Source organism: Amycolatopsis sp. DSM 110486 (genome assembly GCF_019468465.1).
Classification (GTDB): domain Bacteria; phylum Actinomycetota; class Actinomycetes; order Mycobacteriales; family Pseudonocardiaceae; genus Amycolatopsis.
This window is the reverse complement of record NZ_CP080519.1, coordinates 1,119,248-1,145,480: the sequence shown is the minus strand read 5'-3', so window position 1 is coordinate 1,145,480 and position 26,233 is coordinate 1,119,248. Positions and strand designations below refer to the sequence as shown.

Here is a 26,233-nt window from a genome sequence, read left to right as displayed (position 1 = left end):
CTGCGCCGTCCACACCGCCACCGGCGGACGTTCACCGGCGGCCCGCCAATGCGCCACCCCGGCATCCGTCCACACCACCGCCCGCGGCCGCCGCCCTCGATTCAGGAATGTGCGCCATCAGGGACTCGAACCCCGAACCCGCTGGTTAAGAGCGACGTGTCGGATGGTGTCGAGTGATGCCGGGCTCGACCTTTTCCTCTACTCGGCGGTATCCCGGCGTCGGCGGATTTCGTGCGGACTTCATGGCGAGCTGATACGGCGGGCTTAGCGGGTCCCCTGCGGGGTTCTCCCGTCGCGGGTTCTGAATGCGGGAAATGGTGCCCGGTCACCGACACTGGTCCCCATGGATGCGAATTCGGGAGAACGGGGGATTTGGTCAGGCACCGGGTCCGGTGGTGCGCCGGCTGGCAAGCCGTCCTGCTCCTTGCCCTTGCCTGGTCGATTGCGCTCCGGCGCCTCCACCACGTCCCCGCCGCGGCAACCATGCTCTCCGCCATGCCCCACGGCATTCGGCTCACGGCCCGTGGCTGACGATGTTTGCCACGAGCCAGGGCTGGTGGACACCCGGGCCGCGATCCAGTAGCCGACGGGAACGAACAGCTCGGTGGAAACCTCCGCCCCATCCTGTGCCGCCTTCCGGACCGGCAAGGCGAGCTCCTACCGCCGCACTTTCTCGGGTGCCTCGTCGATGAGGTGCAGTAGCCGCACCGCAAGCGCTTGGCACGCCGCTTCGGTCAGGTCCGTATCTGCTTTCAGCACATCGCGTACCAGTACGACCCGCCGGTCGTACCGCGACACGAAGACCACCTCACTGGTCATGATCTCTTCCTCTTCCTCGGTTTCCGGGCTTCTTGCAGGGCAGGCGCAGCCACGGTGGAGCCCACCTGCCGCCGTCGCCGCGCAGAAGCGGCTCGCGATCGTGTCGTGGCTGTCTGTCTCATGTGGACAGACAGGGCAGCCGCCAACGTCCGTCCGCACGCCCGTCGGCGGCAATGGGGCGAGTTCGGTGATCAATTCGTGCTCCTCACTGGTCGGCCGCCTCGGCTCCGTTCGACGTCACGACCGTCGCGACGAACGGCGGCGGCGGGGTGTTCGCGGCCGCGTTCTCGCGGGCGAGGAAAGCGCCCAGCTCACCGATGGTGCTCATCAGCGGGGCGGGGAACACCACGGTGGTGTTCTTGTCCACGCCGAGCTCCACGAGCTCTGCAGATTGCAGAGCAACGCGAGCTCTGCAGATTGCAGAGCAACGCAAGCGCGTGCGTCATCATCGTGTCCGATGCCTCGCCCAGCTGCTGCGGCCAGTGACTCGCCTTGGGCGCTGATCATCGCCAGGCGTGCTACGAGCCGGGGACGGCGCGTGCTCTACTGCCATCGCGCGGGATGCTTCCGGACACCACTGACACTACACGTGGCCAGGTACCGGAAGGTCACGACAGCACACCCGGCCGGACCACGCTGTGCCGCGAGGTCAGCGTCCACGAACCGCCGCCAGCGGTTCTCCGGTCATCAGCCGCTCGGCGTGGCGCTGATCGGGCGGAGTCCGGTGGCCGCTGGTGGGCCGAACCGTCCACCCGAGACACCGGACCGGCCCTGCGGTCGCTCAGGGTCGCGGGGAAAACTCTTTGCCGGAGAGGATTTCCGCGGCGGCGGCGGTGGACTCCTCACCGGCAGCCGACCGCAGCGCCGCGCGAGCTGCTTCCCTGTCGGTCCCCGGTGGCACGACCAGCAGGATCGTCCCCCGGGAGTCCGAACCGATCACGGTGATCGTGTGGGGGTCCGTGAAGCGGAAGCCCTCGAGCCGCACCATGCGGTCGCCGACGCGTACCTTCCGGGTGACCAGCCCCCAGGTGTCCAGGTGGTAGGACACGCGCGTGACCGGTCCCACCCACTGCTCAAGCGCATTCGCCAATGACGGCAGCTCCGCCACCAGATCCGTCGCGCGCGGCCACCAGCCGCCATCGACGTGGCCGCGTTCGGCGCCGGCCTGCTTCATCCGCAGGCGGGGCGTGGAAAGCTGCTCACCTTCGGTCGACGTTTCCAGCTGAACCGAGACCACCATCCCGGCGCTCCTGTCTCCGGCCCGTGACCGGGCCGGGGATCGTTCGCACGCCAGAGGTGGGCCCGGCGAACGGCCGGACATTGCTTCGCCTCCGGTGCTGCCAGGCTACTCCCCGGGTTCGGTCCCGTTGTCCCGCAACGGGTATCCGGCCGTCGCACGGAGCCCTCGTCGCAGGGGCAGCACTCCACAGCGCGTTCGGCCGCTCGTCGGTGTAGTGTGGGTGGTGTCCGAGAGCATCTCGTGTGTGGGCGATCGAGCCCGCGCCGTCCTCGGCCCTCCTCCGGTCGGTTCCGGCCGAGGACGGGAGCACGGCATGTAGCCGGGCCCACGACACACCATCGTCACCCATCGGCCTGAAGGCCGTCGAGCCGCTCCGGCTCCGACCGCGTCCGCGGTGCCAGCCGACAGCGCCCAAAAGGGTTACGGCGATGGTGCGACGTGGCCCGCTCCCGATACTCGGTGGCGGACATCGATCACGTTGTCTCGAAAGGAAAACCATCAGTACCTCACCCTTGGGAAAGCCACTCTTCAGCCACCCCGTCGCAGAAGAGCGTCGGTCCGGCGCTCTTGTCGAGCCGCAGGAAACCCGTTATGGCAGCTTGTTCCGGCCCCCGGCCGCTCGGCCCGGCGAACGCGCGGAAACGCATCCGCGCCAGCCACAAGCGCGCACGCGGCGGCAGCGCCGCCGCTGACTGTGCCCTTCCGCGCACCCGCTCCACTTGTGAACGGTGACAGCAGAGCCTGTGATTCGGCGTAGGCTGAACACATCGGCCTGAGCGAATCGAAGTCCGACTCCGTCGGCCGAGAACGGCGCGCACCGGCACCGCCGCGCAGCAACCACGGCAATCACCACCGCACGATGCGGGCCGGACAGGAGCGCGACGATGAAGTTCGTACCAGGCAACGGTGCCTCGGCAACCGTGATCAACTCTTTCGCCATCGGGCATAGGCTGCAGCTGAAGGAACCGGGAGCCACAAAAGGCTGTTTCGACGGCGCGTGGTGGCCACGGTCAAGGGATCCGGTCACTGAATTCAGCGCCCTCGTCGCCTCGCTCACCGCAGAATTCGGAAGCGTGGACCGCATCGGCTTCAACCCGGCTGCATGGGACCTCGCACCGGACCGGCTCGCCCACGGACCCGATCTGGTGCGGCTGGCGAGTTTCTCCGGCCTCCAGCAGCACACCATCGTGGTGATCGGACCACGCATCCATCACCTGACCCTGCTGGTGATCCCCCCGGAAGCCGACCCGGTCGCAGCGGAACGCGCGCTGAGCGTGACCTCCGCCCCGGACACCACCGATTCCGCCCAGCTGATCCTGACCGCCAGCGGCGTCACCGGCCCGGCATGAACCCCGCCCGACCGGGAGTCTCGAGGGGACCGGGAGCAATTCGCACTCCGGTCCAGCCGTGTCGCCCACCGTTACCTCACCGGCCTTCCTGATCGGGATCGGAGTTTTCATGGTCGACAGTCCGCACGGTCGTGGTCCCGCCACGCCTGACCGCCCCAGGGTGCAGCTCAAGCCCCGGCTCTCCGTCACCGGCTTCGTCGACGGCGCCTGGTGGCCGCCCTCCGGCGATCTGGCAGCCGAGGTGCCAGGACTCGCCGCTGCGCTCGCCGACCGGATCGGGCCGGTGTGGCGCGTGGCGTTCGCCTCGCAGGCGTGGACGGCCGCCGGAGCCAAGCTGGTCCACCGGGGCCGGGTTGTGCGCCTGGAAGGGTTCCGCTCGCAAGATCCGCACGTTGTGCACGTGACCGGCAGCTTGATGCAGCGGCTCACCCTGCTCGTCATACCACCGCAAACGACGCCTGCCATCGCTGAACGCGCGCTGTCGGCAGCCTCGGATCAGAACAACGCGACACGCCCGGAACAGATCCTCGAAGGAGCCGGCGTCACTCACCTGCCGGCCGAAAACGATGTCTACCGCTGGGAATCCGAAGGCGGCTTCACCGGCACCCGCCCAGTTGCGGCCGTGTCGCGTTCCTGACCTGCGCACCGCGATCCTGATCCGCACGGTGAGGATCGGTAGTGGCCGGCAAGATGGTGGCCGGTTCTCATCGGGTGCTGCGGCCGTTGCGGATCACCGGGCTGGGCTACTACCTGTCCGTCCATTTTTCACGCCAGGACGCCCCGGCAACGCGGTGAGCCCGCAGTCTGCACCCAGAGCGCCTATGATCGATTGAACGCTCGCAACGAGCACTCGCATCCAGAGGCTGGAATACAGCCACGCCCGGGACCCCGGCGCACGCAGGACTGATCCAGTCCGAAACTGTCCACAGAGGATCTGTGATGACCACGTCCCGACCGATTTCGCCCGGCCCCGCCGTCGGTGGCCCCGACGGTTCCTTGAAACACGTGGCCCCCGCCGAAGCCGGCTTCTCCGACCTGCAGCGGGTCGTGGCACGCGCCGGCCTGCTGGGACGGCGCCGCGGGTACTACGCCGTCAAGATCAGCCTGACACTCCTGGCCTTCGCCGGTGGGTGTGCCGCTTTCGCTGTGCTGGGCGACACGTGGTGGCAGCTGGTCACGGCCGGGTTTTTCGCGGTGATGTCCACCCAGCTTGCCTTCATCGGCCACGACGCCGGCCACCGGCAGATCTTCCGCTCCCGGCAGGCCAACAACACCGTCGGCTACGTCCACGCCGGACTCGTCGGCATCAGCTACGGCTGGTGGATCGACAAGCGCAACCGTCATCACACCAGCCCGAACCACGAAGAGGACGACCCCGACCTCGACATCCCCATGCTGGCGTTCACCTCCGGCCAGTCCCGCGACCGGAAGTGGTTCGTCCGCTTCACCGCCAAGTACCAGGCGTTCCTGTTCCTCCCGTTGCTGCTGCTCGAAGGGCTCAACCTGCACTGGGCCAGCATCGCCACCGTCGGGCAGGGCAAAGTCAAGGCCCGCAAGCTGGAGGCAACGCTGTTGGTGCTGCACACGGCTGTGTACCTGGCCGCGATATTCCTCGTTCTGTCCCCGCCGGTGGCGTTGGCGTTCATCGCCGTGCACCAAGGGCTGTGGGGGGTGTACATGGGCTGTTCCTTCGCGCCAGGGCACAAGGGCATGCCCACCTACACCGAGGGCGCCAGCCCGGACTTCCTGCGCAAGCAGGTACTCAGCAGCCGCAACGTCCGGGGCGGTGCGATGGTCGACTTCGTGCTCGGCGGGCTGAATTACCAGGTGGAACACCACCTGTTCCCGAGCATGCCCCGCACCAACCTGCGGGCCACTCAGCGCTTGGTCCAGCAATTCTGCGCCCAGCACAGCATCGAGTACACCCAGTGCGGCCTCCTGCGGTCCTACGGCCACGCCCTGCAGCACCTGCACCGGGTCAGCGCGCCGCTGCGCGCCAGGAGCGCCGTGGGTGGCTCCGCGTGACTCACGGCTGGCGACGTGGCACCGCCGTGGTGGACAGCTGGGACTGGCAGCTGCGAGGCGCCTGCCGCGGGCTTGACAGCGCCCTGTTCTTCCACCCCGACGGCGAACGTGGCCGCGTCAAAGCCGAGCGGGTGGCCCGGGCCAAGCAGATCTGCCACAGCTGCCCGGTGCTGGCGCAGTGCCGCGCGCACGCGCTGGTGACCCAGGAGGTCTACGGCGTGTGGGGCGGGCTGTCCGAAACCGATCGCCGGGCAGCACGGCCGAGCGCTGACAGCCTGCCCGCGCCATGAGTACCGAACGATACGTCGAGCTGCTGGCCCTGCTCCGCGCCGACCACAGCGACCCGGCGGCCCTGCTGCGGCGGGTGTCCGGCCTCTGCGTCGACTTGTGCGCGGTCACTGGCGCCGCGATGACTGTTCAAGGCGGCGACGATGGCACTGCGCAGGCATTGGCGTGCGCGACCGACGCGACCAGCCTGGTCCTCGACGACCTGCAGCGCACGGTCGGCGAAGGCCCCGGGCCGGCGGCGCACGAACGCGGCGGCCCCACCCTGGTCGCCGATCTGGCAACTGCGGAGGCCCGCTGGCCCGGATTCACCCCCGGAGCCCGAGCTGCCGGCGTGGCCGCGGTGTTCTCGTTCCCGCTGCACATCGGCGCGGTCCGGCTCGGGACGCTCGACCTGTACCGCACCACCGCGGGCTCCCTGAACCGGACCGAGCTGCGGGACGCGCTGGCACTGGCCGACATCGCCACGCACACAGTCCTCGACGATCTGCGCAGCCCGGACCCGATGGACATCGGCTGGCTCTCCGATATCCACGCCGTGGTCCACCAAGCCACCGGAGTCGTCACCGCGCAGTTGAACGTGACAATGCGCGACGCGCTTTTGCTCATCCGCGCCCACGCCTACTCCCACCAGACACCCCTCGACCAGGTGTCCCACCAGATCATCAGCTACCGCCTTCGACTCGGGACAGGAGAGTGACCAGCATGTCCGAACAACCCCACACCGTCCGCACCATTCCGGGCGCAGCCGGGGGCCACGGCCGTGAACAGCGTTTGGCCGACACGTTCGTGGCGCTGGCCGACACCCTTGTCGACGAGTTCGACGCGCTGGAATTCCTGCACATGCTGTGCGATCAGTGCGTCGAGCTTCTCGAAGTGTCTGCAGCCGGGGTGATCCTGCTCGACGGGCACGGCGGACTGCGCACGGCAGCGGCATCCTCGGAGCGCGCGCAGGTGCTGGAGGTGTTCGCTGTCCAGACCGAGGACGGGCCCTGCATCGACTGCGTTCGCAGCGGAATTCCGATCGCCAGCGCAGACCTCACCGCCGACGCCACCCGCTGGCCGCGCTTCGCCGCCGCCGCCCGTGACTGCGGATTCCACGCCGTCCAAGCGGTTCCCATGCGGCTGCGCCGCCAGGTCATCGGCGTGCTCACCTTGCTCAAGGCCGACCGAAACGGAGTCGACGACACCAGCGCCCGGCTCGGGCAGGCACTCGCCGACGTCGCCACCATCGGCATGCTGCAACAGCGGGCGATCGAGAGCGCAGACCTGCTCTCCGAACAGCTGCAGACCGCGCTCAACAGCAGGGTCATCATCGAACAGGCCAAAGGCGTGCTCTCCACCGGCGGCGAGGGCCTCGACATGGAAACGGCGTTCACCGCTCTGCGCGGCTATGCCCGCTCCCACAACGAGCGTCTCTCCGATCTCGCCCGAGCAGTGGCCGAGGGCACCGCGGACATCCCCGCAATCCTCGCGCACCGCACCCAGCCGCAAAAGCCGGTGCATCAGAAAGGACCCCGGTTACCGGTCAGCAACCTTCCCGCCACCGCCGCTCGAGCCGAACGTGTCGCTGGTGATCCGTGACAGGCCAGCGGCACGACAGATCCCACGTTCGCCGTGCCCCACCACGCGACCGGCGCGCACGCAGCTCAGGCCATGGCTTCGCCGGAAGAATCGGGGCCGGCCCCCAGCCAGGCTGCAGGCACCGCGTGCTTTGCAAGCGACCGGTCTGCGCGCGGAGATGGAGGGGCGGGATTCTCGCCGCCACCAGTGGGCACCGATCGACGTCGTCTCGTGCCGGCCAGGCGACGTCGTTGTCGTTGGGTGGCGAGGCCGCCACCCGTTCCTGGTACACGCCGCCCAATCGCACCACGCACCCGGCCGGTCCCTTGCCCAGCCGCCCCTGGACCCGGTCGAGCCGTACGGCGTAGACCACGGGACATCACGGTCGAGCAGGCGATCCGCTGCGGCCTGGGTCGGTGTCACTGCTGCTGGGTCGGCCGTGGTACTGGTTGGGGCTCGTATTCAACTGTCGGGTGTTGACGGGGTCGCTGAGCCTGGAAGTGACTTTCCGTGGCTTCCGGGGCGTATCGACCCCAGGTCCTGCCGGTCTCTTTCAGGAGTCGGGCGGTGGTTTTGTCGTGGTAGCCGAAAGCATCCGGGACGACGGTGCGGGCATCTCCAGGAGTTGCTGCCGGATGGCGGCGCCGAGGGCGGCTCCGGCCGGATCCCGACGTCGTTGAGGAGTGCGGACAGGTGGTCGGGGCGGAACGGCCGGCCCGCCCGGCGGCCGGGAAGAGCTGCCGGATGCCGGGTTGGTGCGAAGGACATCGTGTTGGCGGGTCCGAGCAGTGGACCGGTGCGACCTGGCCTCCGCTACGCCGCGGTCTGCCGCCCCGAAGAGTCCTCTGGACCAGTGCTGTCGGTCGCCGCAGTCGGGGCATCGGGTTGCGGCGGCGGGGCGGCGAGGGTGCGCAGGGCGGAGCTGAGCACGGCGAGCAGTGGGACGGCGAGCAAGGCGCCGATGATGCCGGCGGTGACGAGCCCGGCGGCCAGGGCGAGCACGACGGCCAGGGGGTGCAGGCGTACGACGCGGCCGAGGAGGAACGGTTGCAGCACATGGCTTTCCAGCTGCATCACACCGATCACGATGGCGAGCACGATGATGGCCGGCACGAGCCCGCCGGTCACCAGTGCCACGAGCACCGCGACTGCGCCGGCGACCACAGACCCGACCACCGGGATGAACGCGCCGAGGAACACCAACGCGGCCAGCGGAGCGGCCAGCGGCACGCCGACAATGAGCAGGCCGACGCCGACGCCGACGGCGTCCACGACCGCCACGGCCGCGGTGCCGCGAATGTAGCCGGCCAGGGTGGTGAACCCGGCGTGCCCGGCCAGGCCCACCCGATGCCGCACCCGAACGGGGACGGCGCCGAGCAGGAACGTCCAGATCTTCCCGCCTTGAGCGAGGAAGAAGATCAGGCAGAACACCATCAGCAGGAACTCGGTGACCAACTCTCCGACCGTGACGGCGGTGGACAGCGCGCCGGAGGCGATGGCCGATTGGTTCTCGCTCAGTGTGGTGGTCAGCTGGGCGAGCATGCTGTCGATCTGGCCCTGGCTCAGGTGCAACGGTCCGGTGCGTAACCAGGTGCGCAGCTCGTCCACGGTGCGCGCGATCTGGGCGATCAGCTCTGGCATGCCCGCCGTGACGGTGATGACCACGAAGGTGACGACGCCGCCCACCACGGCCAATCCGCCGACCAGCACCACAGCGGTGGCCAGCCCGCGAGGTACCTTCTTCCGGGCCAGCCAGGAGACCGTAGGGGCGAGCAGCGCGGCGAGCAGCAGCGCCACCGCGACCGGTACCAGCACCGCGGCCAATTTCACCGCCACGTACCCGATCAGTGCCAAGCCACCGGCGACGACCAGCAGGCGGCCGAAGACGGCGGCCCCGACCCGCAACCCGTAAGGCACCGCCGCACGGACCTCCTCAGCGCTGCGCACACCATGCTGTGCGGGGGGCTCATCGCTGTTCATGGTGCATCCGACCTTTCACTGGCGTGGTCGTCCGGGCATATTCCGGGCGGCTTACCGTCCGCGCCGGACACGATGGAAGTCCCCGGACCGGCCTCCCGTGCCTTCGGACTCGGTCATCCGGGGGAGGTACCCGATGTGCGCCCTCGCCGAACACGAGAAGGAGAGGTCCCAAGGCGGTCGAACAGGGCTACGCTGAATTCGTCGATTCAGGTGTTATTTGCCGTGATCCGGCATTCAGCAAAGCGTCGCCGCCCAAGGCAGCGAGCCCTGCCGCTCGGTGGGCATATCCGGCGAGTTTGATGCCGGATAACCCGGGTATGCGCAGGTTGTGCCGCGCGGCCTGACCTCCGGCCGGCCGCGTCATACCCGACTCCCGGACAAACCGTCCGGCCTGCGACCTCTTGGCCGCGCAACAGCCTGGCCGCTCCTACATTGGCATCGACCTCAACCCCGACCTCCACGACATCGGTCTGCGCCGCCTCGGCCTGACCGGACAGCAGAACAGGCGGCCGTCCTGGCTGCCGGCACCGCCCAGCTGATGCCGGTGCCTCACGCGGTGACCGCGGTGCCGGCGGTGGCGATGCCGAGACTGCGGGGCGTGGCGCGAGAAACCGCAGATTGGGCTGGAGCCGAGTGCGGACGATTACATCGAGAATCTTCGTGCGTTGTTCTCCGCGGCCCGGAGGGTGCTTACTGCGCGGGCCACGGTGTGGATCAACCTTGGTGACAGCTACTCCACCAATTCCGATGGCTACTGGTGCGTTGCGCCCGGCGAGTTCGGGCAGCCGCGTTACCGGCCGCGTGCGGATGTGCTGCACAAGAATCTGCTCGGTATGCCGTGGCGGCCGGCGTTGGCGATGCAGGACGACGGGTGGCTCTTGCGCTCGGCGATCGTCTGGCACAAGCCCCACACCACGCCCACTCCCATCCAGGACCGTCTCGCCACCCGCCACGAGATGGTCTTCCTGTTCGTCACGCAGCCCGACTACTTCTTCGACCTTGACGCGATCCGACAATCGCACACCGACGACCATGCCCTGCGCCGCCGTGCCCACCGCGGCGGCACCCACAACACCGCACCTCGACCTTGGCCGTGGACACCAGGCTATAGCCAGCGGTGCCGTAATCCGGGCAACGTGTGGACCATCCCACCCGACCGCACACGAGCCGGGCATCAGGCTCCCTCACCGTCGGAGATCCCAGGCCGTTGCATCGCGGCCGGATCTCCACCCGGCGGCCACGTCTTCGACCCGTTCAGCGGCGGTGGCACCACCGGAGTCACCGCCCGCGCACTCGGCCGGCACTACATCGGCATCGACACCAACCCCGCCTACCACCGGATCGCGATGCGCCGGCTCGGGCTCGACTGCGACTGGCTACGGGGTACATCGGCCACCGCATTCGGCTCATCGAAGCAAGGATCTCGTCGGGGTGCCCTGGCGGGTGGTGTTTCCTTGCAGGAGCGCGGTTGGTTCTTGCGGAGCGCGGTGGTGTGGGAGAAGCCGAATGCGCGGCCGGAGAGTGTGCGCGATCGGCTTGCCCAGCGCTACGAGATGGTGTTCTTGCTGGCGCAGTCGGGAACGCACCAGTTCTGGTCCTGTGGCTCGGCGGCTGAGGATGGGACGGATCTGTGGCAGGTGTCGGCGGGTCGTTCCCGCACTGGGCATCCGGCGGCGGGGACGTTGGAGATCGCCCGGCGTTGTGTCCGTCTGGGTTGTCCGGGTGGCGATGTCGTGCTCGATCCGTTCTGCGGCAGCGGGACCACGGGCGTTGCTGCGCTGGAGCAGGGGTGTTCGTTCGTCGGCATCGACCTTGCCCGGCCGGCCAGGCGATGGCACACCGCCGACTCGCTGATATCGGGGCCGCCGCGTGAAGCCCGGGGAATCCGTGGCGGATGTGATGACGGTGGCCGACGTGGCTGCGTTGCCCGCAGTAGTGGACTTGATGACGGCGGCGCAGGTTTTGCGGATTGGGCGGACGACGGCGTACGCGTTGGCGCGTGAGGATGGTTTCCCGTGTCCGTTGTTGCTGGTCGGTGGGGAGTACCGCGTTCCGGTCGTCGGGGTGCTGCGGGTTCTCGGTATAGATCCACCCATTGGGTGAACGTGGGTGGGCTCGGGCTTCCCCGAGGACCGTCTGTAGCGCGAGTATCGCGGCAACCCGCTGATTCAACCAACCGAAGGGCGGGTGCAGAAGATGGCCGAGGGATCGGTGTACAAACGCTGCTCCTGCAAGGATAAAAGCGGTCGAAGCCTGGGCAAGGAGTGCCCGAGACCGGACCAGAGCAGGCGCGGCCAGTGGTGCTACCGCATCGAGTTGCCAGCCGACCGTGCCGGGCGTCGCCGGCCGAGGCGGCGTGGTGGATTCCCGACCGCGACAAAGGCCCAGGACGAACCGGATCACGTCGGTGACGTGCTGGCCATCGCCGGGGACGACGACGACACGGACATGCATGCTCCGCAAGATCGGCGACTTGATCGCCGCGGCGATCACGGCCAAGCAGAAGCTCCCGGAAATCGAGGATCTGCGCCGGCTGGTGCGTGTGGGTGCCGAGGTACTGGAACATCCGTTCTTGGGCGAGGTGTTCACCGTGTTCCTGGCGAAGAAAAGGAAGACCGGCAGCCGCAACACCTACCGCTCCTATGAGTCACAAGTACGCCTCTACTTCCGGCCGCATCTGGCGCACATCCGGCGGGACAAGCTGAGCGTGGCGCACTTGGATGGGATGTTTGACGCGATCGTTGAGCACAACGACCTGATCGCCGAGTACCGCGCCAGCGGCGACTCGCGGAAGATCGCGGTGGTGAAGTGGCAGCGGCCGGTTGGTCCGACGTCGGTTCGGCGGATTCGGGAGACGTTGCGGGCGATGTTGAGCCCGGTGGTCAAGGAGGGCTTGCTGGTGGTGAATGTGGCGTCGTTGGTGGAGTTGCCGCCGGCGGTTCGTCCGAAGGCGAAGGTGTGGACCGAGGAGCGGGTGGCGTGGTGGCGGCAGACTGGGGAGGTCCCGTCGCCGGTGATGGTGTGGACCCCGCGGCAGGCGGGCCGGTTTTTGGATCACGCGGTCAATGACCGGCTGTATGCGTTGTTTCATGTGATCGCGCACGTGGGGCTTCGGCGTGGTGAGCCGTGTGGGCAGCGACGTACGGACACGTATTTGGATGCGGCGATCTTGAGGGGCGAATCAGATCGTGCAGTACGGCTGGGAGACCGGGGAGTCGGGTCCCAAGACCACCTCGTCTGAAGGCCTCGTCGCATTGGACGCCGGCACTGTCATCGTGCTCAAGGCGCACCTCGCCAGCCAGGATGAGGCGCGGGCCCGGCTCGGCGCCGCCTGGGTCGAGAGCGGACTGCTGTTCACCCAGCCTGATGGCAGCCCGTTGCACCCGGCGGACGTGACTGCCCGGTTCCAGGAACTCACCCGCCAGGCTGGGTTGCCGCCGATCCGGCTGCATGACCTGCGCCACACGGCGGCGAGCTTGGCGCTGGAGGCGGGGGCGGATATGAAGGTCGTGCAGAACATGCTGAGGCATTCGTCGATCACGGTGACCGCCGACGCCTACACGACCGTGTTGCCCGAAGTCGCACTCGCGGCCGCCGAGGCCACAGCCAAAATCATCCCGCGGACGGCAACGCGACAGCTCGGGCACCGCACCGACCATTGTGGACAGTGATCAAGCGGAAGAAACGCTTCCACATAACACAAATCCCCAGGCCGGAAGCGATCCGAACCTGGGGAATGAGGGTGCGCCATCAGGGACTCGAACCCCGAACCCGCTGGTTAAGAGCCAGCTGCTCTGCCAATTGAGCTAATGGCGCTTGGTGCTGCCCGCCGCTTTGGTTTCCCTCGGCGACGTGGAAAAGATTAGCAGGCTGTTCAAGCCGCGTTTCAGGGGGGTCACGTTAACCGCGCGCGGGTGGTCGCCGCGGCGGCTGGAGGGCTCCTAGCTGCGCGTTCGAGGTCAGTCTGACAGGTCGGGGGCCGTTGTGGGGCCGCCAAGGTGGTGAACCGGCCGTTGACAACTGTACGTCGTACAGGTCACTCTGGTGTCATGTACGACGTACAGGAGACCATCCTCGCCACCCCGCTCACGCTGCCCAACGGCGCCGTCCTGGCCAATCGGCTCGCGAAGGCCGCGACCAGTGAGCACCTGGCCGACCGGCGCGGCGCACCGACGCGGCAGCTCACGGAGGCCTACCGGCGGCTCGCGCACTCCGGTGCCGGCCTGCTGATCAGCGGAAACGTCATGGTCGACGGATCGGCGCTGGAGGCTCAGCGCAATGTCGTGATCGAAGACGCCCGCCACTTGCCCGAGCTGCGCCGATGGGCCGCCGCGACCGTCGGCACCGAGGCGAAGTTGCTCTTGCAGCTCTCGCACGCCGGCCGGCAGTCGATGCGCGGCCTCAAACTCGCCGGGCGGAAGCAAGACGTCGTCGCCCCGTCAGCCGTGCCCCTGGACCTGGGCAAGTGGCTGTTCCGGCGACCGCGAGCGCTCTCGGACGTGGAAGTCGTCGCACTTGTCCAGCGCTTCGCGACCGCAGCCCAGGTCGCGGCCGAAGCGGGCTTCGCCGGGGTCCAGTTGCACGCCGCGCACGGCTACCTGCTCAACCAGTTCCTGTCCCCGCTCGTCAACCGCCGTGACGACCGCTGGGGCGGCCCGCTGGAGAACCGGATGCGCTTCCTTCTGGACGTCGTCCGCGCCATCCGCGCCGGCGCGCCGCCGTCGTTCATCCTGTCGGTCAAACTCAACTCCGCCGACTTCCAACGCGGCGGCTTCGCCCCCGAAGACGCCCTCGTGGTCGCCAAGGCCCTGGAACAGGAAGGCGTCGACCTGCTCGAAGTCTCCGGTGGCACCTACGAAAGCGTCGCTGTCGTCGACGGCACGCCCGAACGCGCCTCAACCCGCGCCCGCGAGGCCTACTTCCACGACTTCGCCGACCACTTCGCCCGCGAGCTCACGGTCCCCCTCATGCTCACCGGCGGCTTCCGCTCCCACGCCGCCATGGCCGAGGCCGTCACCTCCGGCTCCGTCGACCTCGTGGGCCTGGCCCGCCCCATCACCCACGACCCGACGTTCCCCCACCGTGTCCTGACCAACCCCGCCACCCACAGCGCCGCCCCCACCCCCAAAGTCGGTCACAAACTCCTCGACGACCTGCTCAACTCCTCCTGGCACCAACAACAACTCGCGCGCCTGGGCCGCGGCGCCGACACCCGCCCCACTCGCCGCCCCCCAACCGCCCTCCTGATCGCCCTCCTAACCACCCTCCGCGACGCCCTCCTCCACTCCTAACCCTCCACAAAGGACCCCACCACCCACCGCACCCGACCACGGATTCGTCACCACCCCACACACCACGGCCACCGCACGGGTCAGGGGTCCGGGCAACCCGGCAGGACGGGGATCCGGGGCGACCACACCTGATGGGGGTCCGGGGGCATCCCCCGGCGGGGGTCTGGGGGTCCGACCCCCAGGAAAAGGCGAAACCCCAGTTCGGGAAAGGTCCCACCAGGGACCGACCAAACTGGGGTAATGGGGTGAGCGACGGGTTTCGAACCCGCGACCTCCTGGACCACAACCAGGTGCTCTACCAGCTGAGCTACGCCCACCATCTGCGAGGGATCGTCGCGATCACCTTGCTACGGAATATCGTAGCGTGCCCTCGCGACGGGTTTTCACCGGGTCAGCTTTGGTGGCGTTCCTGCACTTCGGCGGCCGCGGCTTTGGCTTGTTCGCTGGTCGGCCCGGGTTGGGGGACGAAGGCGACGTTGCGGTAGTAGTCGAGTTCGCCGATGGATTCCTTGATGTCGGCGAGCGCGCGGTGGGCGAGGCCCTTCTCGGGCTTCGCGTAGTAGATCCGCGGGTACCAGCGCCGGACGAGTTCCTTGACCGACGACACGTCGACCATGCGGTAATGCAGGTGGCTGTCGAGCGCCGGCATGTCGCGGGAGATGAAGCCGCGGTCGGTGGCGATGGAGTTGCCTGCCAGCGGGGCTGTGCCGGGGTCGGGGACGTGCTCGCGGATGTAGTCGAGCACGCGCTGCTCGGCTTCGGCGAGCGTCACCGCGGAGGCGCGGACCTCTTCGGTGAGCCCGGACTTGGCGTGCATGTCGTGGACCACCTGCGGCATGCCGTCGAGCGTGGTGTCGTCGGTGTGGATGACGATGTCGACTCCCTCGCCGAGGACGTTGAGGTCGGCGTCGGTCACGAGGGCGGCTATTTCGATCAACGCGTCTTTGCCGAGGTCGAGCCCCGTCATCTCGCAGTCGATCCAGACTAGGTGGTCGGTCACCCGGACAACCCTAACCCGACACGGGGATGTCAGCCGGGTTACCTGCGCATTCGGCGCGTTACGCTCGGGCAGCCAGGTGAAAGAGTGTGATTTCGGACTCGGAACGGGGTGCGGCCAGTGGCCGAGCAGGGGTCGGCGCCTGCGGCGGAGATCGCGCAGGGTTACGTGAGTGAGGGCGACGCGGTGGAGCTGGGCGCCGTGGTGATCGACGGGCGGACCGAGGCGGCCGCGGCCGTGCGGCTGCCGCTGGCCACGCTGAACCGCCACGGTCTGGTGGCGGGTGCGACCGGCACCGGCAAGACGAAGACGTTGCAGCTGATCTCGGAGCAGCTCTCCGCCGCCGGCGTGCCGGTGGTGCTGGCCGACGTGAAGGGCGACCTTTCGGGGCTGTCGGCGGCGGGTGAGGCGAACGACAAGCTCACGAAACGCGCGCAGGAGCTGGGTGACGACTGGGCGCCCGCCGCGTGCCCGGTGCAGTTCCTGTCGCTGGGTACCGGTGGGAAGGGCTCGCCGATCCGGGCCACGATCACGAGCTTCGGCCCGGTGCTGCTGTCCAAGGTGCTGGGCCTGAACGAGACGCAGGAGTCGACTCTCGGCCTGATCTTCCACTGGGCCGACCAGCGAGGACTGGCGCTGCTCGACACGAAGGACCTGCGGTCGGTGATCACGCACCTGACCAGCGACGAGGGCAAGGCCGACCTCAAGGGCATCGGCGGCGTCTCCTCGGCGACGGCCGGGGTGATCCTGCGCGCACTGTCCAATCTGGAGGCCCAGGGCGGCGAGGACTTCTTCGGCGAGCCCGAGCTCGACGTCCACGACCTCATGCGCGAGGTCGATGGCAAAGGTGTGGTGACGCTGCTGGAGCTGGACGACCTGCAGTCGAAGCCGGCGTTGTTCTCGACGTTCCTGATGTGGCTGCTGGCCGAGCTGTTCGAGGAGCTGCCCGAGGAGGGCGACCTCGACAAGCCGAAGCTGGTGTTCTTCTTCGACGAGGCGCACCTGTTGTTCAACGACGCGTCGAAGGCGTTCCTGGAGCGCATCGAGCAGACGGTGAAACTGATCCGGTCGAAGGGCGTCGGCGTGTTCTTCTGCACGCAGCTGCCCACGGACATCCCCAACGCGGTGCTGTCGCAGCTGGGCGCGCGGGTGCAGCACGCGCTGCGGGCGTTCACGCCGGACGACCAGAAAGCCCTGGCCAGGACGGTGAAGACGTACCCGAAGACACCGCACTACGACCTCGAGACGGCGCTGACGTCACTCGGCATCGGCGAGGCGGTCGTCACGGTGCTGTCCGAGCGGGGCGCGCCGACGCCGGTCGCGTGGACGCGGCTGCGGGCGCCGCGGTCGAAGATGGGCTCGGTCGGGGACGAGGCGGTGGCCGCGGCGGTCGCGTCGTCGGACCTGCACGCGAAGTACTCGGAGACGATCGACCGCGAGTCGGCGTACGAGAAGCTGGCGGCTCGGGTCGCGGCGCCGGCGGACGCGCCGCCTGCTGCCGAGGCCCCTGCACCGGCTCCTGCTGGGAAGGCCGAGAAGGAGGACCCCGGGCTGATCTCGCAGGCGATGAGCAACCCGGCGGTGAAGTCCTTCATGCGCTCGGCCGCGTCCGCGCTGGGGCGGGAGATCACGCGGGGGCTGTTCGGCAACCGCCGGCGATGAAAATACCTGACACAAGCTGGCAGGTATGGCGGGCAGGCTGAGAGCTCACGATCGGAAGGACCCGCCATGACCAGCACCGCGACCGCCACGTTCGAGCTCGACAAGTGGGAGCCGCAGGCCCAGGACGAGACGGGTGGCACCGAGTTCGCCCGTGTGGCCATCGCCAAAACCTTCACGGGTGCGGTCGAGGGCACCAGCACCGTCGAGATGCTGACGGCCTCGAATGCCACTTCGCGCGCGTACGTCGCCTTCGAGGCCTGGCGGTGTCCGTCGACGGGCGCAAGGGTTCGTTCGTGCTGCGGCACGCGGCGGGCGACGAGGGCTTGTCGCTGCTGATCCTCGCGGGCTCCGGATCGGGAGAGCTGACGGGCATCTCCGGCTCCGCCGCCATCACGCAGGACGAGGCCGGCCACCACACGTTCACGCTGACCTACGAGCTCCCGGCAGCGTGAAAGCCGCTCTCTCAGGGCCCCGAAACCCTGGGAGAGCGGCTTTCACCGTTTTTCCCCACTACCCCGATTCGAGCGAGGAAAGTCGGACGGGCCGCCCCGACCGCGGTCCGTCCGCGACTGCGTCAGCCGTTGACGATCTGATCCACGATCGTCTTGGCGTCGTTGACCGGGATCGCGAAGCCGATCCCGACGCTGCCCGCGGAGCCGTTGGCCGAGGCCGACGGGTTGTAGAGGGCGGAGTTGATGCCGATGACCTGGCCCTGGGCGTCGACGAGCGCGCCGCCGGAGTTGCCCTGGTTGATCGAGGCGTCGGTCTGGATCGCGGTGTAGCTGGGGCCGTTGTCCGCCTGGTTCGACGTGCGGCTGAACGGCGACTGCTGCTGCTGCTCGCCCCCGCCGACGTCGGACAGCGGCCGGTTCAGCGCGCTGACGATGCCGGTGGTCACGGTGTTCTGCAGCCCGCCCGGCGAGCCGATGGCGATCACTTCCTGGCCGACCACGAGCTTGCTCGAGTCGCCGAGGGTGGCGGCGGTGAGGCCGCTGGCGCCCTTGGCCTGCAGCACCGCGATGTCGCCCTTGGTGTCGGCGCCGACCACGCCGGCCTGGTACTGCTTGCCGTCGGACGTCGTGATCGTGACGTCGCCGACCGCGCCGTCGACCACGTGGGCGTTGGTGAGGATCCGGCCGTCGGAGCTCAGGATGACGCCCGAGCCGATGGCCTCGCCCTGGCCGGTGTCGACGTTGACCTGCACGACGCTCGGCAGGACCTTCGCCGCGACCGTGCTGACGTCGCCGGTGGAGGTCGTGTTGCTGACCGTCTGCCCGGCGACCGCGGAGGACGACGCGGGCGAGGCCACCGAGGTGGTGGTCAGCCCGACGATCGCCGCACCGGCGCCACCGCCGACGAGCGCCGCGGCGAGCGCGGTCGCGCCGACGACGGCGGCGAGCTTGCCGCCCCGTCGCTTCGGCTGCGTGGCCGGCTGAGCCTGCGGCTGCTGTGTGAAGAGCGGGTTCGGCGCGGCCTGCTGCTGGTGGCGGTACTGCCCGTGCTGGGCATACGGGCCGTACTGCGGCTGGGTGTGCTGCTGGGCGTTCTGCTGAGCAGCGATCGGGTGGGTCTGGTGCGGCTGGTGCCCACCGGGTGAGGCGGGGCCGGGCCGACTCTCGTTCTCGGTCATGACACCAGATTCGCGGCGGTGGTTGTGAGAACCCTGTGGAAATCCCTTCGGCTTTGCTGAGAAGAATCAGCTGAGAATCCTCAGGCGTTCCTCAGCCTGGTTCGGTGGCTTTCAGTCGAAGAACTTCGGGACGTCGAGCGCACCTCCCGAGGCTTCGAACTCGTCGTGCACGGCTTGGCGCAGCGTCGCGTCGGCGAGGTAGTCGGCGGCGGTGAGGGCGAGGCCGAGCGCGCCGTCGACCACGGCCTTGTCGCCCGCGGGCGAGCCGGCGGCTTCGGCGAACTCCTTGGTGTGCAAGGCAACCGTCGGTCCGGAGACGGCGATCATCGGGTGCAGCGCGGGCATCCGGTAGGACAAATTGCCCAGATCGGTGGACCCTGTGAGGAACTCGGGCACGATCCCCGGCGGCAGCGGCTTGCGGCCCGTGTCGGCCTGGTTCGCCGACCAGCGCCCGGCGAACGTGGTGTTGAAGCGGATCGGCAGGTACGCCGGCTGCGAATCCCACGTGAGCTCCACGCCGCAGCCCGTCATTTCGGCGGCGCCGTGGGCGATCGCGGTCATCCGCTTCGCGAGGTCGCGCAACGTCTCGGGGTCGGCCGAGCGGAGGTAGAACAGGAGCGCAGCGCGTTCGGGGATCACGTTGGGCCGGGCGCCGCCGTCGGTGAAGACGCCGTGCACGCGGTCGGTCGAAGGCAGTTGCTGGCGCAGCATCGACACGCCCTGGTAGGCCGCGACCGCGGAGTCGAGAGCGTTGCGCCCCATGAACGGCTGCGCCGACGCGTGGGCCCCGACGCCGTGGAACACCATCTCCAGCTGCCGCCGGCCGAGGAACGGGTGCAGCGCGATGTCGTGGCTGAACGGGTGGAGCATGATCACGGCGTCGACGTCGTCGAACACCCCGGCGCGCGCGAGCGTCTCCTTGCCGCCGCCGCCTTCCTCCGCGGGCGTGCCGACGAGGGACACGCGTCCGCCGACCTGCTCGGCCACGGCCGCGGCGCCCAGGAACCCGCCGGCGCCGGCGGTGCAGATGACGTTGTGCCCGCACGCGTGCCCGAGCCCGGGCAGCGCGTCGTACTCCGACAGCACGGCGATGTGCGGGCCGCCGTTGTCCGGGGTGCTCGCGCGCAGGGCGGTGTCGAGGCCGCCGAGGCCGACCGTGACCTCGTGGCCGTGGGCGCGCAGGAGCTCCGCCAGCGCACCGACGGAGCGGTGCTCGGTGAAGCCCTCTTCCGGGTGGGCGTGCAGGTCTTGGCTCAGCGCAACGAGTTCGTCGGCGCGAGCCCGCACTTCTTGTGCCACGGCCGCGCGCACCCCGGACTCGGCTCCGGTGTGGTCGGAGCCGAGGGGTTCGGCGGCCGCGACGGCTTCGGCCGTGGCTTCGATCAGGGCGCGCAGGTGGGAGTCGTCGGGCGGGACGGGAGCGGCGTCGGTCATGCGGGGATGCTATCCCCGGGCACCGACAAAGTGGATCAGTCCGCCTCGGGCAGCTCGCCGGCGACGATCTGGGTGACGCCCGCGAACCGCTCGGCGACGATGCGGAGACCCCGGGCGCGCAAGGCGGCGGCGATCTCGCCGCGGTCGAACATCCGCTGCCCGCTGAGGATCCCGCCCGCCGTGTCGACGACTCGCGCGGGTTGCCAGTCGCGGCGCGCGCTCGTGAGCAGCACGACGCGGCCGCCGGGGCGCAGGATCCGCGCGAACGAGTCCAGCGCGCGTTCGGGCTCGGCGAACATGTGCAGGGCGGCGAAGCAGCAGATGGCGTCCACTGTGGAGGGTGTGAACGGCGGTTCGACGGCGTCGGCGCGGAGGTAGGCGACTCCGTCTTCATCGGTCTCGGTGACGGCGCGGGTGAGCATCGAGGGCGCACCGTCGAGGCCGATGGCGAGGCCCTCTTTTCCCACGGCTGCCCCGAAAGCACGGGTGAACCGGCCGGTGCCGCAGGCGACGTCGAGCACGATCCGACCGGGTTCGAGCGCGAGGAGCTCCGTGGCGAGGCGGACTTCGCCGGCCATGCTGGGGCCGAACGGGCCCTTGAACAGCCGGCCGAACATGGGACGCCAGTAGCGTTCGTAGACCTGGGGGAGCAGCGTCGTGCGCATCACGCGCTGGGTGATTCCCGTGGTGGGCCCGGCTTGGGGCGCGTCGCCGAGGACGTCGAGGTAACCCGCGTCCGTGGTCTTGGCCGGCGCGTCGAGCAGATCGGCGAGACGGTCCTGGGCTTTTGGGTGCTCTACCACCGGTTTCGCTCCCTTCCGGTTCGGATACCGGCAGTATGCCAAAGCCTGGTTTTCCACGATCGAGTGAAGATCTCGCCGATCAGGCGTTCGAGGCCCCGGATTGTCGGCCCCTCTTCCTAACGTCGCTTCCACGGTTCTCCGACCCCCGGAGGCCGCAGAGGAGGGACACCCCGATGACCGCACCGATCCTGCTGCCCATCGACGTGCCGACCGGCGAGATAGCCGTGCGCGGACCGTTCGACCTGTGCGCCGCGAGCCTCTACCTGGCCGGCTTCGGCCCGGCCGCCCGGCCCGACGCCGCCTCGGAGCCGGGTGTGCTGCGGTTGGCCTTTCCCGTGGACGGCGTCTGGACCCACGCCGGAGCCGCGATCCGCCAGAGATCGCCCGGCACGGTGGAGGTGGAGGTCTCCGCGCCGGTCGACCTGGCGGCGCGCGTGATGGGCCAGGTGAGCCGCATGCTCTCCCTCGACGTCGACGCCTCCGGACTGCCCGACATCGACCTGCGCGACTCCGTCGCCGCCCGCTTGCGCGCTGCCCATCCGGGTTTGCGCCCCGTGCTGTTCTCCTCGCCCTACGAAGCCGCCTGCTGGTCCGTGCTCTCCCAAGGCATGCGCTTCACCACGGCCATCCGGCGCCGCCGCGTGCTCGCCGAACGCCACGGCGCCATCATCGACGTCGGCGAATACCAAGTGGTCTCGTTCCCCGCACCCGCGGTCCTGGCCGAGCTCGCCTCGGAAGACGGCCTGGCCGACTTCCGCGTCGCCCGCCTGCGCTCCGTCGCCCAAGCCACCGCCGACGGCCGCCTCGACCCTGCCGAGCTTCGCGCGCTTCCCATCCCCGACGCCCTCGCGCACCTGCGCGCCATCCCCGGCATCGGCGCCTTCTCCGCCGAACAAATCCTCCTGCGCGGCGCGGGGCACCCCGACCTCTTCCCCCGCGCCGACGGCCGCCTGCACGAAGCCATGCGCGACGAGTACGGCCTCCCGGCCACGACCCCGGCCTCCGAACTGATCCCCCTGGCCGACGACTGGCGCCCCTACCGCAGCTGGATCGCCTTGCTGTTCCGGGCCACCCTCGACGCCGTCCCGCCAGACCCCGACGCGGCTTCCTCGGCTGAGGAGGTGGTTACGGGCTCGGCCGCACTGTGACGCCCGCACCCGCACCCGCGCCGGCGCCGGCGCCGCGCTCGCCCGGCTGACTGCGGCTCGCGAAATGGCTCGCGGGGACGCGCCGCTCCGGCCGCGGCGGTGCCGCCCTTCTGGGCAGTGACTGCCGAGCCGGCCTCGGCGGTGGCCTGGCTCCTCGCAGTCGGCCGGGGTGTCAGTCGGTTGGGGTCCGACGGCGCGCGCTGAGTCGTGGACAGGAAGGCGTGCGGGCGCTGAGTCGGAGAGTGGGTCGGCGAGAGGAAGGCGTGCGGGCGCAGGGATTGCCCACGGGCACGTTCTGCGGGCCCAGCCTGCCTCGCGACCGGTGCCGGGCCGGCGGCGGTCGGCGGTGGCCCGGCTGCTCGCAGTCGGCCGGGGTCAGTCGGTTGGGGTCCGACGGCGCGCGCTGAGACGGGGACGGGAAGGCGTGCGGGCGCAGGGATTGCTCACGAGCGCGTTCTGCGGGCCCAGCTGCTTCGCATCCGGTGCCGGGGCCGGGGGCGGTGGCGGTGGTGGGCGGCGCAGCCGGAGCCGCAAGCCGCGGCCCTGGCCGAGGGGCGGGCAGTCAAGTGAAGGAGGTGGTCAGCGGCGCCGAAGAGGCCTGCGCCCCGGCCAACAAATGTCGAAGACGAAGAAGGGAGACCCCATGACGTGACCCACCCCATACCGACCTCAGTCGGCCCATCCCGCAACGGGCACTAACAGTGGCCAGATGTCGCTTGTGGTGAGGTGTGCGCGTGATTTCGCGTGTGCTCGACGTCTCGTCCGTGGTCACCAGCCAAGCCGTGGCTGGTGGGTGGGAGCGTGCGGCCGGCGCGCCCGGGGCCGTCGAGGCGGCGCTCACGCAGGCGAACACCCCGGCGGCGATCACGCTGGTCACCGGTGGTGTCGCGTTGCTGGTGGTGCTGGTGGGCGGCACGCCGTGGCGGTTCGCGCGCAACGTGGTGACCATCGTGCACGAGGCGGGCCACGCGCTGGCCGCGGTGCTGGTCGGGCGGCGGTTGCGCTCGATCAAGCTGCACTCGGACACCTCGGGCGTCACCGTGTCGCGCGGCAAGCCGGAGGGGCCGGGCATGGCGTTCACGGCGCTGGCCGGGTACGTCGCGCCGTCGGTGCTGGGCTTGCTGTTCGCGAGCCTGGTCGGGCAGGACCTGATCACGGCCGTGCTGGTGCTGGTGGCGTTGCTGCTGCTGGGTGTGCTGATCATGGTGCGCAACGCGTACGGCGTGTTCACCGTGGTTGCGAGCGCGGTCGTGCTGGGGCTCGTGGCGCTGGTCGCGCCGCCGGTGGTGCAGGCGCCGTTCGCGTACCTGCTGACGTGGTTCCTGCTGTTCGGGGGCGTCCGGCCGGTGGTGGAGCTGCAGGTCAAGCGCCATCGCGGCCAGGCGCGCGACTCCGACGCCGACCAGCTCAGCCGCCTGACCGCGGTGCCCGCCGTGCTGTGGGTGCTGGTGTTCGTGGTGCTCACGGTGAGCTGTCTGCTGGCCGGTGCGCTGTGGCTGCTGGAGCCGGTCGTCGCGTGAGGGTGCGTCCCGAGGGTTGAGCCAGTCGTCCCCGGATGTGGGCGGTGCGGCAAACTGGTCCTCTGCCGAACGCGCGGAGGGAGACGACGATGGACGAGGTCGCGAAGGCCGTCGAGGAGTGCGCGCGAGCGGCGAAGCTGGCCGCGCCGTCGCTGGCCAAGGCCACCGAGGAGGCCGTGGACGCGGCGCTGCGAGGCATGGCCGAGCGCCTGCAGACGCACCGCGAGGAGGTGCTCGACGCCAACCGGGCCGACGTCGCCAAGGCGCGCGAGGACGGGATGAGCGCGGGTCTGCTCGACCGGCTCACCATCACGCCCGAGCGCCTCGACGGCATGGCCGAGCAGTTGCGGCTGCTGGCCGGCGCGCCGCACCAGGAGCGGTCCGTCGAGGTGTCCACATTGGACGGTGGGCTGCGGCTGATCGAGCGGCGCCGTCCGGTGGGCGTCATCGGCGCGAACTACGAGGCGCGGCCGAACGTGACGGTCGACGTGGCGTCGCAGCTGGTGAAGTCGCGCAACGCCGGGGTGCTGCGCACCGGGTCGGCGGCGCTGGGCTCGGCCCAGCGGCTGCGTGACACGGTGATCGCGCCGGCGCTGGCTGAGGCCGGGATCGACCCGGACGTGGTGCAGCTGGTGCCGCGCGTCGAGCGGGAGGCCGCGTCGGCGCTGGTGCGCCTACCGGGGCTGGTGCCGCTGGTGATCCTGCGCGGCAGCGGCGACAGCACGCGCGCGCTGGCCACCGAGGCGGCCGTGCACGGCGTGCGCACGCTGGCACACGCGGACGGCGGCGGCGTGCTGTACGTCGACGCGGCGGCCGACGCCGGCAAGGTGCGCGACCTCGTGTCCGCGAGCCTCGACCGGCTCGGCGTGTGCAACCGGCTCAACCTGCTGCTCGTCCACGACGACGTGCACGACGCCGTGTGGCCGTCGATCACCGCCGCGCTGGCCGAGCGCGGGGTCACGCCGTCGCTGGCGCCGCACGAGCACGCCATCGGCTACGAGTGGGCGCTGGACTCCGACCGCGAGGCGACCGTCACGGTCGAGCGCGTGAGCGGGCTCGACGAGGCCGTGGAGATCGCGAACGAGCGGACGTCGGGCCTCGCGGCGGGCATCGCCACCGAGGACGAGGTGGCGGCCGGCGCGTTCTTCGACGGCTACACCGGCACGGGCGTCTTCTGGAACGCGCCGACGCGGCTGCTCGACGGCTTCAAGCTGCTGGCCGTGCCCGAGACCGGGATCAACCTCGACCGCGTGCCGGGGCCGCGCGGGCCGGTGACCTACACCGACCTGTATGTGCGCCAGTACGCGGTCCAACCCGCATGAGCAGGCGTCCCCACGTCGTACTCTCCGCCGCCCAGTCGCTGGACGGCTATCTCGACGACGCGAGCACCACCCGGCTGATCCTGTCCAATGAGGACGATTTCGCCGAGGTCGACCGCCTGCGTGCCGACGCCGACGCGATCCTCGTCGGCGCCAACACGGTGCGCGCGGACAACCCGCGGCTGCTCGTGCGTTCGGCGGAGCTGCGAAGCGAGCGAGTCGCGGCAGGGCGGCCGGAGCAGCCGATCAAGGTGACGGTGACGAGCACCGGCAAGCTCGATCCGGCGTCGCGCTTCTTCACGGTCGGCGAAGCGCCGAAGCTCGTCTACGCGCCGCCGGTCGCGGTCGACGGCCTGCGCGACGTCGCCACGATCATCGACGCCGGCACCCCGCCCCGGCTCGAGCGCATCCTCGACGACCTCGGCGAACGCGGCGTCCGCCGGCTCCTCGTGGAGGGTGGCGGCGCCGTCCACACGCAGTTCCTCGAAGCCGGCCTCGCCGACGAGCTGCGCCTCGCCATCGCGCCCCTGGTGGTCGGCGACCCGCGCGCGCCGCGCTTTCTCGGCCCCGGCGCATTCCCGCGTCCGCTGGAGCTGGCCGAACTGCGCCAGCTCGGCAACGTCGCCGTGCTCCACTACCGCGCGGCCGCCGAGCCCACCCCGATCGACGTCCTGCGCCTGCGCCAGGCGATCGCGCTGGCGGACGAATGCCCGCCCAGCTCGACGTTCCGCGTCGGCGCCGTCATCGCCGCGCCCGACGGCACCGTGCTCGCCACCGGCCACTCCGGCGAGGGCGAGCCGCACAACCACGCCGAGGAAGCCGCCCTGGCCAAGCTCCGCGCGGACGACCCCCGCCTGGCCACCGCGACCATGTACAGCTCGCTCGAACCGTGCAGCTCCCGCGCTTCCCACCCGAAGAGCTGCACACAGCTGATCCTCGAAACGCCCATCCCACGCGTCGTCATCGCCTGGCGCGAGCCGTCCCTGTTCGTCGAGGCCGAGGGCGTCGAACTGCTCGCCGCGGCGGGCCGCAAGGTCGTCGAGGTGCCCGCGCTGGCCTCCGAGGTCCGCCGCGCCAACACCCACCTGCCCGGCATTCGCCCCTGAGCCTGCCGCCGAACGTGGAACACCGGGTGGTCCACAGTGGATTCACCGTGGACCACCCGGCA

General features: G+C 69.8%; 24 protein-coding genes, 2 tRNA genes and 1 pseudogene. 16 read left to right on the top strand and 11 right to left on the bottom strand.

Going from position 1 to position 26,233, the window contains the following annotated elements:
- Positions 1 to 657 precede the first annotated feature (657 nt).
- The 4 genes from K1T34_RS53120 to K1T34_RS05480 all read right to left on the bottom strand — a co-directional run bounded on the left by K1T34_RS53120 (position 658) and on the right by K1T34_RS05480 (position 2,778).
- The gene (locus K1T34_RS53120) at positions 658 to 1,014 is read right to left on the bottom strand and encodes an RGCVC family protein (RefSeq protein ID WP_255638331.1); all 357 of its coding nucleotides are present in this window, start codon (positions 1,012 to 1,014) and stop codon (positions 658 to 660) included.
- Positions 1,015 to 1,024: 10 nt separating this feature from the next.
- Complete coding sequence (locus K1T34_RS53115) at positions 1,025 to 1,186, bottom strand: hypothetical protein (protein ID WP_255638330.1); 162 nt, start codon at positions 1,184 to 1,186, stop codon at positions 1,025 to 1,027.
- A gap of 414 nt (positions 1,187 to 1,600) precedes the next feature.
- Positions 1,601 to 2,059 (bottom strand): DUF5994 family protein, encoded by a 459-nt coding sequence (locus tag K1T34_RS05485; RefSeq protein WP_220243201.1) that lies wholly within the window; start codon positions 2,057 to 2,059, stop codon positions 1,601 to 1,603.
- A 506-nt stretch (positions 2,060 to 2,565) separates the two neighbouring features.
- Positions 2,566 to 2,778, bottom strand: coding sequence for a hypothetical protein (locus K1T34_RS05480; RefSeq protein WP_220243200.1), 213 nt, complete (start codon positions 2,776 to 2,778; stop codon positions 2,566 to 2,568).
- Positions 2,779 to 2,943: 165 nt separating this feature from the next.
- Between K1T34_RS05480 and K1T34_RS05475 the strand changes: the two genes are divergently transcribed.
- The 6 genes from K1T34_RS05475 (at position 2,944) to K1T34_RS05450 (ending at position 7,302) form a co-directional block, all read left to right on the top strand.
- Positions 2,944 to 3,408, top strand: a complete 465-nt coding sequence (locus K1T34_RS05475) for a DUF5994 family protein (protein ID WP_220243199.1) — start codon at positions 2,944 to 2,946, stop codon at positions 3,406 to 3,408.
- 160 nt (positions 3,409 to 3,568) lie between these two features.
- On the top strand, positions 3,569 to 4,045 hold the full coding sequence (locus tag K1T34_RS05470; protein ID WP_220243198.1) for a DUF5994 family protein: 477 nt from the start codon (positions 3,569 to 3,571) through the stop codon (positions 4,043 to 4,045).
- A gap of 302 nt (positions 4,046 to 4,347) precedes the next feature.
- Positions 4,348 to 5,433, top strand: a complete 1,086-nt coding sequence (locus tag K1T34_RS05465) for an acyl-CoA desaturase (RefSeq protein WP_220243197.1) — start codon at positions 4,348 to 4,350, stop codon at positions 5,431 to 5,433.
- On the top strand, positions 5,430 to 5,723 hold the full coding sequence (locus K1T34_RS05460) for a WhiB family transcriptional regulator (RefSeq protein WP_220243196.1): 294 nt from the start codon (positions 5,430 to 5,432) through the stop codon (positions 5,721 to 5,723). The genes K1T34_RS05465 and K1T34_RS05460 overlap by 4 nt, the downstream gene beginning before the upstream one ends.
- Complete coding sequence (locus K1T34_RS05455) at positions 5,720 to 6,418, top strand: ANTAR domain-containing protein (protein WP_220243195.1); 699 nt, start codon at positions 5,720 to 5,722, stop codon at positions 6,416 to 6,418. The genes K1T34_RS05460 and K1T34_RS05455 overlap by 4 nt, the downstream gene beginning before the upstream one ends.
- 5 nt (positions 6,419 to 6,423) lie before the next feature.
- Entirely contained in the window at positions 6,424 to 7,302 is an 879-nt protein-coding gene (locus K1T34_RS05450; protein WP_220243194.1) for a GAF and ANTAR domain-containing protein, read from the top strand.
- Positions 7,303 to 8,094: 792 nt separating this feature from the next.
- Here the strand turns inward: K1T34_RS05450 and K1T34_RS05445 are convergent.
- Positions 8,095 to 9,261, bottom strand: coding sequence for an AI-2E family transporter (locus K1T34_RS05445; protein WP_220243193.1), 1,167 nt, complete (start codon positions 9,259 to 9,261; stop codon positions 8,095 to 8,097).
- Between the two features lie 617 nt (positions 9,262 to 9,878).
- On the opposite strand from K1T34_RS05445, the gene K1T34_RS53110 reads away from it, so the two are divergent.
- The 3 genes from K1T34_RS53110 to K1T34_RS05425 all read left to right on the top strand — a co-directional run bounded on the left by K1T34_RS53110 (position 9,879) and on the right by K1T34_RS05425 (position 12,932).
- Complete coding sequence (locus K1T34_RS53110) at positions 9,879 to 11,264, top strand: site-specific DNA-methyltransferase (protein ID WP_255638733.1); 1,386 nt, start codon at positions 9,879 to 9,881, stop codon at positions 11,262 to 11,264.
- Between the two features lie 449 nt (positions 11,265 to 11,713).
- Positions 11,714 to 12,502, top strand: a complete 789-nt coding sequence (locus K1T34_RS05430) for a hypothetical protein (protein ID WP_220243192.1) — start codon at positions 11,714 to 11,716, stop codon at positions 12,500 to 12,502.
- Complete coding sequence (locus tag K1T34_RS05425) at positions 12,450 to 12,932, top strand: tyrosine-type recombinase/integrase (protein ID WP_220243191.1); 483 nt, start codon at positions 12,450 to 12,452, stop codon at positions 12,930 to 12,932. Before K1T34_RS05430 ends, K1T34_RS05425 begins: the two co-directional genes overlap by 53 nt.
- Before the next feature lie 72 nt (positions 12,933 to 13,004).
- On the opposite strand, the gene K1T34_RS05420 is transcribed toward K1T34_RS05425, so the two are convergent.
- Positions 13,005 to 13,077: transfer RNA gene (locus K1T34_RS05420), tRNA-Lys, on the bottom strand.
- A 233-nt stretch (positions 13,078 to 13,310) separates the two neighbouring features.
- Between K1T34_RS05420 and K1T34_RS05415 the strand changes: the two genes are divergently transcribed.
- Positions 13,311 to 14,552: an NADH:flavin oxidoreductase/NADH oxidase family protein gene (locus tag K1T34_RS05415; protein WP_220243190.1), complete on the top strand. Its 1,242-nt coding sequence runs from the start codon at positions 13,311 to 13,313 to the stop codon at positions 14,550 to 14,552.
- Positions 14,553 to 14,793: 241 nt separating this feature from the next.
- On the opposite strand, the gene K1T34_RS05410 is transcribed toward K1T34_RS05415, so the two are convergent.
- Both K1T34_RS05410 and orn read right to left on the bottom strand, forming a co-directional pair.
- Positions 14,794 to 14,869, bottom strand: a tRNA-His gene (locus K1T34_RS05410).
- Between the two features lie 74 nt (positions 14,870 to 14,943).
- On the bottom strand, positions 14,944 to 15,552 hold the full coding sequence (orn, locus tag K1T34_RS05405) for an oligoribonuclease (RefSeq protein WP_220243189.1): 609 nt from the start codon (positions 15,550 to 15,552) through the stop codon (positions 14,944 to 14,946).
- 117 nt (positions 15,553 to 15,669) lie between these two features.
- Here orn and K1T34_RS05400 point away from each other — a divergent pair, with 117 nt between their 5' ends.
- Complete coding sequence (locus K1T34_RS05400; RefSeq protein ID WP_220243188.1) at positions 15,670 to 17,211, top strand: helicase HerA-like domain-containing protein; 1,542 nt, start codon at positions 15,670 to 15,672, stop codon at positions 17,209 to 17,211.
- 66 nt (positions 17,212 to 17,277) lie between these two features.
- Positions 17,278 to 17,663: pseudogene (locus K1T34_RS05395) on the top strand (DUF3224 domain-containing protein).
- A gap of 122 nt (positions 17,664 to 17,785) precedes the next feature.
- On the opposite strand, the gene K1T34_RS05390 reads toward K1T34_RS05395, so the two are convergent.
- From K1T34_RS05390 to K1T34_RS05380, 3 genes are all read right to left on the bottom strand, one after another.
- The gene (locus K1T34_RS05390) at positions 17,786 to 18,841 is read right to left on the bottom strand and encodes a trypsin-like peptidase domain-containing protein (protein ID WP_220243187.1); all 1,056 of its coding nucleotides are present in this window, start codon (positions 18,839 to 18,841) and stop codon (positions 17,786 to 17,788) included.
- 111 nt (positions 18,842 to 18,952) lie between these two features.
- A complete protein-coding gene (locus K1T34_RS05385) occupies positions 18,953 to 20,275 on the bottom strand; it encodes a M20 family metallopeptidase (protein ID WP_220243186.1) in 1,323 nt (440 codons plus the stop codon).
- Between the two features lie 35 nt (positions 20,276 to 20,310).
- Positions 20,311 to 21,078 carry a class I SAM-dependent methyltransferase gene (locus tag K1T34_RS05380; protein ID WP_220243185.1) on the bottom strand — a complete coding sequence of 256 codons (768 nt, stop codon included), beginning with the start codon at positions 21,076 to 21,078 and terminating at the stop codon, positions 20,311 to 20,313.
- 173 nt (positions 21,079 to 21,251) lie between these two features.
- Between K1T34_RS05380 and K1T34_RS05375 the strand changes: the two genes are divergently transcribed.
- The 4 genes from K1T34_RS05375 (at position 21,252) to K1T34_RS05360 (ending at position 26,171) form a co-directional block, all read left to right on the top strand.
- The gene (locus tag K1T34_RS05375; RefSeq protein ID WP_220243184.1) at positions 21,252 to 22,226 is read left to right on the top strand and encodes a DNA-3-methyladenine glycosylase; all 975 of its coding nucleotides are present in this window, start codon (positions 21,252 to 21,254) and stop codon (positions 22,224 to 22,226) included.
- A gap of 863 nt (positions 22,227 to 23,089) precedes the next feature.
- Positions 23,090 to 23,746 (top strand): M50 family metallopeptidase, encoded by a 657-nt coding sequence (locus K1T34_RS05370; protein ID WP_220247012.1) that lies wholly within the window; start codon positions 23,090 to 23,092, stop codon positions 23,744 to 23,746.
- Positions 23,747 to 23,835: 89 nt separating this feature from the next.
- Positions 23,836 to 25,068, top strand: a complete 1,233-nt coding sequence (locus tag K1T34_RS05365) for an aldehyde dehydrogenase family protein (RefSeq protein WP_220243183.1) — start codon at positions 23,836 to 23,838, stop codon at positions 25,066 to 25,068.
- A complete protein-coding gene (locus K1T34_RS05360) occupies positions 25,065 to 26,171 on the top strand; it encodes a dihydrofolate reductase family protein (protein WP_220243182.1) in 1,107 nt (368 codons plus the stop codon). The genes K1T34_RS05365 and K1T34_RS05360 overlap by 4 nt, the downstream gene beginning before the upstream one ends.
- Positions 26,172 to 26,233 lie beyond the last annotated feature (62 nt).

Excerpts from the sequence above, each read along its gene's own strand:
- K1T34_RS05485 (WP_220243201.1), bottom strand. The coding sequence starts at position 2,059 with ATGGTGGTCTCGGTTCAGCTGGAAACGTCGACCGAAGGTGAGCAGCTT.
- K1T34_RS05475 (WP_220243199.1), top strand. The coding sequence starts at position 2,944 with ATGAAGTTCGTACCAGGCAACGGTGCCTCGGCAACCGTGATCAACTCT.
- K1T34_RS05465 (WP_220243197.1), top strand. The coding sequence starts at position 4,348 with ATGACCACGTCCCGACCGATTTCGCCCGGCCCCGCCGTCGGTGGCCCC.
- K1T34_RS05455 (WP_220243195.1), top strand. The coding sequence starts at position 5,720 with ATGAGTACCGAACGATACGTCGAGCTGCTGGCCCTGCTCCGCGCCGAC.
- K1T34_RS05450 (WP_220243194.1), top strand. The coding sequence starts at position 6,424 with ATGTCCGAACAACCCCACACCGTCCGCACCATTCCGGGCGCAGCCGGG.
- K1T34_RS05445 (WP_220243193.1), bottom strand. The coding sequence starts at position 9,261 with ATGAACAGCGATGAGCCCCCCGCACAGCATGGTGTGCGCAGCGCTGAG.
- K1T34_RS05430 (WP_220243192.1), top strand. The coding sequence starts at position 11,714 with ATGCTCCGCAAGATCGGCGACTTGATCGCCGCGGCGATCACGGCCAAG.
- K1T34_RS05415 (WP_220243190.1), top strand. The coding sequence starts at position 13,311 with ATGTACGACGTACAGGAGACCATCCTCGCCACCCCGCTCACGCTGCCC.
- K1T34_RS05390 (WP_220243187.1), bottom strand. The coding sequence starts at position 18,841 with ATGACCGAGAACGAGAGTCGGCCCGGCCCCGCCTCACCCGGTGGGCAC.
- K1T34_RS05385 (WP_220243186.1), bottom strand. The coding sequence starts at position 20,275 with ATGACCGACGCCGCTCCCGTCCCGCCCGACGACTCCCACCTGCGCGCC.
- K1T34_RS05375 (WP_220243184.1), top strand. The coding sequence starts at position 21,252 with ATGACCGCACCGATCCTGCTGCCCATCGACGTGCCGACCGGCGAGATA.
- K1T34_RS05365 (WP_220243183.1), top strand. The coding sequence starts at position 23,836 with ATGGACGAGGTCGCGAAGGCCGTCGAGGAGTGCGCGCGAGCGGCGAAG.
- K1T34_RS05360 (WP_220243182.1), top strand. The coding sequence starts at position 25,065 with ATGAGCAGGCGTCCCCACGTCGTACTCTCCGCCGCCCAGTCGCTGGAC.